Source organism: uncultured Paraglaciecola sp., from assembly GCF_937123705.1.
GTDB lineage: Bacteria > Pseudomonadota > Gammaproteobacteria > Enterobacterales > Alteromonadaceae > Paraglaciecola.
In genome coordinates this window covers 1-6,019 of sequence record NZ_CAKZKO010000160.1, presented here as the reverse complement: position 1 = coordinate 6,019, position 6,019 = coordinate 1, and the positions used below count along the sequence as shown (strand labels likewise).

At 39.1% G+C, this 6,019-nt stretch carries 8 protein-coding genes and 1 pseudogene; 1 reads left to right on the top strand and 8 read right to left on the bottom strand.

The annotated features are described in order from the left end of the window. Positions 1-7 precede the first annotated feature (7 nt). The 7 genes from Q0688_RS21560 to Q0688_RS21530 all read right to left on the bottom strand — a co-directional run bounded on the left by Q0688_RS21560 (position 8) and on the right by Q0688_RS21530 (position 4,134). Positions 8-193 carry a hypothetical protein gene (locus Q0688_RS21560; RefSeq protein WP_367179825.1) on the bottom strand — a complete coding sequence of 62 codons (186 nt, stop codon included), beginning with the start codon at positions 191-193 and terminating at the stop codon, positions 8-10. A gap of 11 nt (positions 194-204) precedes the next feature. After that, a complete protein-coding gene (locus Q0688_RS21555; protein WP_299082293.1) occupies positions 205-477 on the bottom strand; it encodes an acyl-CoA synthetase in 273 nt (90 codons plus the stop codon). Positions 478-499: 22 nt separating this feature from the next. Further along, on the bottom strand, positions 500-1,834 hold the full coding sequence (locus Q0688_RS21550; RefSeq protein WP_299082291.1) for an AMP-binding protein: 1,335 nt from the start codon (positions 1,832-1,834) through the stop codon (positions 500-502). An 88-nt stretch (positions 1,835-1,922) separates the two neighbouring features. Further along, entirely contained in the window at positions 1,923-2,168 is a 246-nt protein-coding gene (locus tag Q0688_RS21545) for an acyl carrier protein (RefSeq protein WP_299082289.1), read from the bottom strand. Positions 2,169-2,181: 13 nt separating this feature from the next. Beyond that, positions 2,182-2,436, bottom strand: coding sequence for a phosphopantetheine-binding protein (locus tag Q0688_RS21540; protein WP_299082288.1), 255 nt, complete (start codon positions 2,434-2,436; stop codon positions 2,182-2,184). A gap of 241 nt (positions 2,437-2,677) precedes the next feature. Then, the gene (locus Q0688_RS21535) at positions 2,678-3,409 is read right to left on the bottom strand and encodes a beta-ketoacyl synthase chain length factor (RefSeq protein ID WP_299082286.1); all 732 of its coding nucleotides are present in this window, start codon (positions 3,407-3,409) and stop codon (positions 2,678-2,680) included. A gap of 41 nt (positions 3,410-3,450) precedes the next feature. Next, positions 3,451-4,134: a 4'-phosphopantetheinyl transferase superfamily protein gene (locus Q0688_RS21530; RefSeq protein WP_299082284.1), complete on the bottom strand. Its 684-nt coding sequence runs from the start codon at positions 4,132-4,134 to the stop codon at positions 3,451-3,453. Between the two features lie 96 nt (positions 4,135-4,230). Between Q0688_RS21530 and Q0688_RS21525 the strand changes: the two are divergent. Next, positions 4,231-5,334: pseudogene (locus Q0688_RS21525) on the top strand (2,4-dienoyl-CoA reductase FMN-binding domain-containing protein); the annotation flags it as partial. Between the two features lie 152 nt (positions 5,335-5,486). Here Q0688_RS21525 and Q0688_RS21520 read toward each other — a convergent pair. Further along, the coding region (locus Q0688_RS21520) for an FkbM family methyltransferase (protein ID WP_299082281.1) at positions 5,487-6,019 on the bottom strand (533 nt) is incomplete at its 5' end.

Here is a 6,019-nt window from a genome sequence, read left to right as displayed (position 1 = left end):
TTTAAACTTACTGAAACATTTCCTTCACTTTCTGAAAAAATCCTTTCTCCTTGTGGTCAGGGCTAGGAATAAAGTTTTCTGAACTTCTCAATTGCTCCAACGTATTTTTTTCTTCCGCAGTAAGTTGTTTTGGAGTCCAAACATTAATATTTACAATTAAATCTCCTCTACCATATTCATTTACCGAGGTCAATCCTTTTCCTCTTAGCCTAAGAAGTTTGCCGCTTTGGGTACCTGGCTCAATTTTAATTTAAGGGTATATCCAGGACAGATAATAATTTGAAATTTCAGGCCTTTAAACCCCTGAAAAAGAGAAGAGTCCACGTCAAAATATTCATTAATATATTCCAGCACCCAATGGGTCAAAGCGCCACCTGGTAAAACCGGAGCATTGGTCAAATGCCCTTGAAAATAATACAAATTTTGAGGAATTTTAAGCTCTAATAAAACCGAATTATCTTGTTTTTCAACAGACATTAACTCGCCATGATAAACGCATTCACTCAAAATCGGACTCCATTGCCTTTCGGTTTAATTTACCTTGGCTATTATAAGGTAATTGCGGGGGATATCTAAATCTTTTTGGCAAGGTCACAGCCTCAAACCATTGCGCCAAATACCCTTTAAACATGCGATTAAACAAGTGGATCGGCATAGTATTTTTGGCTTCTTTGCCTAATGCATTTAATTCAATTACCGCTGCCAATTGTTTACGTTTTTTACCTATCACCAGCACACACACATCATGTACATATTGATGTTGTTTGCAACGTTGTTGCACTTCTTGCAAAGAAATCCGTTTTTCCTCGATTTTAACTACATCATCAGCTCTACCAAGAAGCCGAAATTGTGTCGGACTGATTAACGCTATTTTGTCGTCTCCGCAATACTGGTTTTGATTCAGATAAGGAGAAGACAACAATAACAAATCGCTGTCAGCTTGGTGGGCTACCGTCACGCCAGCGAACGTATGCCAATCATCGTCTGTTATTGTGTCTCGATTACGCCAGGCAATACCGCCGGTTTCGGTACTGCCATAGACTTCTGTTAATTGGCAATTTAAATTTTGTTGCAATGCAATATTCGCATCTGCATCTAACGGGCCACCAGAAGAAAAAATACCTTTCAAACGATCTTGAACTGATAGCAAAGGGTTATCTAACTGTAAACGATGTAAGTGAGCAGGACTTGCCACCAAAGTGAAATCAGCAATATTCTGATTGTTCACCTGATTAACAATATGTTCAGGATATTCAAAGGCTTGGCATACCACTCCATGCTTTTTTGCAAAAGGCCAAAGCACCTTAAATAACAAACCATAAATATGCTGATGAGATACAGTTGATAAGAAAACCGTGTCCTTTACCTTTTCACCAAAATTGGTTTCTAGGCAGTCAACTTCTGTTTGTAACTGGTGGTATTGCTTAAGTATTGCTTTCGCTTGGCCGGTAGAGCCTGAGGTGAAAAATGTGACCTCAGTAGCGCCTTCAATTTCAATACTCGACAAAGGTTGTGAAGGCCAATCTTTGGATGTGGGTAAGTCAGGAGAAATAGCGTCACAACCAATACTGGCCTGGGTATGTTTTTTAATTTCGCGGATATGCTCTGATTGCGCATTTTGTGGCAACACAATTGACTTGCCAGCCGACAATAACGCGTAAAACATGGCTGAAAATAAAAAAGTATCCGCTTCGAATAATAACCATTTTTTAGCGGATGAATTCAATAATTCACTGCGATAACCAGCGACAATGTTAAACCATTCAGTATTGTCGTGTGTGTCATCAAAAAATTTAATAGCCTGAGGATCAATTCGGTAGGTATTTAAGTCCATCTATAGTTACTACCTTAAGGCTTATGTTTTAGCTTTTACCGCTACTCATTACCGTTGAGAAAATTAAAGTAGCGTGGTTTGAGTGAGATTAATCGTTAATAAGTTTGTCTAACGCATTTAACAAATCATCGATAGTTCTGACTTGTTTAAAATTGCCAGGTTCAATCGAGCGCCCCGTTTCGGCTCTAAGGCGAACCACCAAATCGACCACATCGATGCTGTCGATATCTAAATCTTCATAAATATTGGTTTCAGGTAAAATATCCGCTTCGTCAATTTCAAACTCGTTGACTAGTATGCTGGTTACCATTGATAAAATTTGTTGTTGATCCATCTTTTTTGAAACCCTATTTACTAAGTTGAATAAAATCACTCAACGTTTTTACCGAGTAAAAATATTTCTTACTGTCTTCTGTATTTCCATCAATCTTAATGTTGTAAGCGTTTTTAATAGCTACACCTAGTTCCAATGCATCGATAGAATCAAGTCCCAATCCATCGACAAATAAAGGAGCATCATCTTCAATATCATCAACAGTTATGTCTTCCAAATCCAAGGCTTCAATAATTAGCTGCTTTATTTCATGGTTTAGGTTGCTCATCTACTTTCCTATCTTAAGGTTCTTTTGCGAATGCAATGTGTTGCAACACTCGCGAATGGCTGGCTTCAATCCTTTGCTATGATTAGTCAAGACCTCAAAACAGTGGGAAATGAAAGGCAATATAACAACTCAAAATTTGTAAGAGTCATCATTACATCTGTGCCTACAATAATATCATTCTGTAGTTAATTCGCAACAGGTTCGCATACTCTAGGCTTGATGTTATTTGCTAATTGCTAACTTAATTTAAACGAGAAACGTGCCAGTTTTGTTGATGCACATTAGCTTGCATATGGTGGTTACTACTTAAAATGAAATCCATAAAGCTTAATGCTTGGCAGTCACTTAGCGCCTGACCTTCCGACTGTTTATACTCTAGATTAAAGGAGTGGCTATCATCCTTTGCTGGCTCTAACAGCAATCCGATGGCTATGTCATCGTCATCAGACACATAAGGGCGATAACATTCAGGAACCTGTAAATCACAAAACACATACAATATTCTTGGCAACTTATTAGCGTGCATTTTTGCCACACTATCGAGGAAACCTTGCATAAAACTAGTCTGCCCGCCTGAAACGGCAGATATAGGAGCGCGATTTCCAGTAAAAATACTAAATAGTCCCGCAGCGGCATTATGCACCGACAATCCAAATTGGGTTGGTGATAAGTCCTCTGCTGCAGCAATGTTTTCTATCAAACTGGTAGTGCGATGTAGATCGCCGTGACGGGAAGAAAAAACTAAAGGTATATCGGCTTGATGGTCACCGCTGGCTTCCAATGCGCAGTGTAAAGCCACTTTTGCAAATGGACTTAAACGGCGGCGCTGCATTGCAGGGATTGAGGCTAATTTAGGTAAAGTTAATTCATCAGCCAAAGACTTTTCGCCACTTTGCCACAATTGCCAGTCTTGCTTGGTTTCTAATCCTGGCGCCCAAGCCACACAGTTGGCGATACTAAAATTCAAGGCCATGATACTTCCCGGTCAAAAAAGAAAGTCTACTAAAGCAAGGCTTATGGTTCAACGCTTGGCTTTGGCAACTTTATAAATTCAACAGGAATGACTGCCGCATTATCTGTCATGACACAAAAACTATAAGCCCCTTTTTCTAGCTCCCCACTTTGAGAGTGGAACCCAGCTACTGTTGCTAGCGATTGCGTCATACATTGGTTCATCTCTTGTTTGTACACTAAGTCGTTTGCAAACTGGGTTACTTTAAAAAAAGCCTCTTTTGCCGTCCATAATCGATAAAAAAGACGCGATGTATCACCTCCGTTAGAAATAAAAGCTTGTTCTTGTTCGGTACTGAACACTTGCAGCAATGCTTGAAAGTTTCGTTTTTTGTGTTTTTCGATATCAATGCCAATTGCACAAGGTGAACTGGCTAGGGCAACAGCAACCATGTCGCCACTATGGCTAATAGAAACCGGAAAATTTGAACCTGTTGCTTTTATTTGCCACAACCTAAATTCATGAAGGTAATAATCATGTGCAATATCAATATTAAACTGTTCATTTAACGCTTGTTTAACTAACCATCTGGCGATGGCAAACTGACGTTGGCGACTTTTATTTTTAAAGGCTTGAAACCTTGCTTGGTCTGATTCATTAAGCAATTCGAGCAAGCTTTTATCAGTCATAGATAGCTGTTGCATGTCGCAAAAGTAAACGTGGATTTTGTTTTTGGTTAACTGCATTTTTATCTACTCGTTACAAAATCGAATAATCAGCTTTGGTATCATTTTACAGATTCATGTTAAACTGGATTTATTCTCTGCGATATAGAAAGTTATATGCCCTACCCCCACTTATTGTCTACTCTAAATTTGGGGTTCACCACTTTAAGCAATAGAGTCATCATGGGCTCGATGCATACCAACCTTGAAGAACAAGTAGACGGTTTTGCAAGATTAGCCGCATTCTATGAAGAGCGAGCAGCGGGTGGCGTAGGCTTGATCATCACAGGCGGTGTTTCTCCCAACGAATCGGGGATCTTAGCACCTAAGCGCGTCATTCTTAGTCGCAAACAAGATATTACTGACCATCAACTTATCACAAACGCTGTGCATCAATATCCCACCCAAATATGCATGCAAATCCTGCACGCGGGTCGTTATGGTTACCATAGCCAAATTGTTGCACCAAGCGCCATTCAAGCGCCGATTGTGCCATTTATTCCTCATTCACTCAGTGAAGATGAAATAGAACAACAAATTGAAGATTTTGTAGTCTGTGCCGGTTTAGCTTTTGCCGCTGGCTACGATGGCATTGAAATTATGGGTTCTGAAGGTTACCTGATTAATCAATTTATTTGTCGGCATACCAATAAAAGAGAGGATAAATGGGGCGGCAGTTTCAAAAGCAGAACACGCTTTCCGCTGGAAATAATTCGCAGAATTAGGCAACGCTTTGGTGACAATCATATTGTGATATTCCGGCTATCGATTTTAGACTTAGTCGAAAACGGTAGTGATTTTGAAGAAGTGATTCAATTGGCTTTGGCCTTAGAAGAGGTAGGAGTAAATATCATAAACAGCGGCATAGGTTGGCATGAAACACGGATCCCAACTATTGCTAGCGTTGTTCCCAGGGCAGCATTCAGTGGCATTACTGCCAAAGTAAAAAACCGTACCAACATACCCATAGTGGCGTGTAATCGTATTAATACGCCAGAAGTAGCAGAGGCAATATTAGCGGATGGTTTAGCCGATATGGTGTCCATGGCTCGTCCCTTTTTAGCAGACAGCCAATTCGTAAAAAAGGCCGAAGCGGATCAGGCGCAAAGTATTAATTCCTGCATCGCCTGTAACCAAGCTTGTTTAGATCATATCTTTGTCAATAAAGTCGCAAGTTGCTTAGTCAACCCAAGAGCAGGTTACGAAACCCTATTAAATTTTAATCAAACAGAAAATGTAAGCTTCGATATAGGCGGATCAGGAAATATAGATTTTTTAGCTTTACTACTAATAGTCAATAATTGCCCACTACCAAATTTAGAGCTAAATACAGTTCATTAAAGTTTAATATAGCGAAAACCTTTATTTATCTATTATTCAGCTTTTTTAAACAGAATATCAGCATATCGTTGTCTTGATTCCTCCTTAACGGTCCTCAAATTCAAAAAGGAATATAATTTAAACCCATGACTCATTAAGAAAGAGATGAGCTCTTCAAATTCATAGCTCTCTTCAAATCTCTTTACGATTGACACTTCAACAATAATCGAATCAAAAAATGGAAGTGATTGCTCGGCACCCTTTAAGATAGATACCTCCCCTCCTTCGGCATCAATCTTTAATAAGATCGATTTTCCATTTAACTCTCTATTCTCTAAAACACGATCTAGTGTAGTAACTGAGATTTGCTTTTTAGTTAATACTCCTTCATTTTTTGAAACACTTGTTCTATTAAATAATGATGCTTTGGTTGGACGATTAGGGTCATAGCTAATCTCCATCGTACTTTCAGTAGCTCCTAATGCCTTACCAATTAGCTCGCATGAACGTTGTGTTTGAATATCTTTCAACGACTGATTAAATTCCTCAATAAGAGGCTCAATCAGTAAGATAGATGCATTAGGGA

Bases quoted from the DNA above. Each gene is read 5' to 3' on its own strand.
- Q0688_RS21550 (WP_299082291.1), bottom strand. From the start codon at position 1,834: ATGGACTTAAATACCTACCGAATTGATCCTCAGGCTATTAAATTTTTT.
- Q0688_RS21530 (WP_299082284.1), bottom strand. From the start codon at position 4,134: ATGCAGTTAACCAAAAACAAAATCCACGTTTACTTTTGCGACATGCAA.
- Q0688_RS21535 (WP_299082286.1), bottom strand. From the start codon at position 3,409: ATGGCCTTGAATTTTAGTATCGCCAACTGTGTGGCTTGGGCGCCAGGA.
- Q0688_RS21545 (WP_299082289.1), bottom strand. From the start codon at position 2,168: ATGGATCAACAACAAATTTTATCAATGGTAACCAGCATACTAGTCAAC.
- Q0688_RS21540 (WP_299082288.1), bottom strand. From the start codon at position 2,436: ATGAGCAACCTAAACCATGAAATAAAGCAGCTAATTATTGAAGCCTTG.
- Q0688_RS21555 (WP_299082293.1), bottom strand. From the start codon at position 477: ATGTCTGTTGAAAAACAAGATAATTCGGTTTTATTAGAGCTTAAAATT.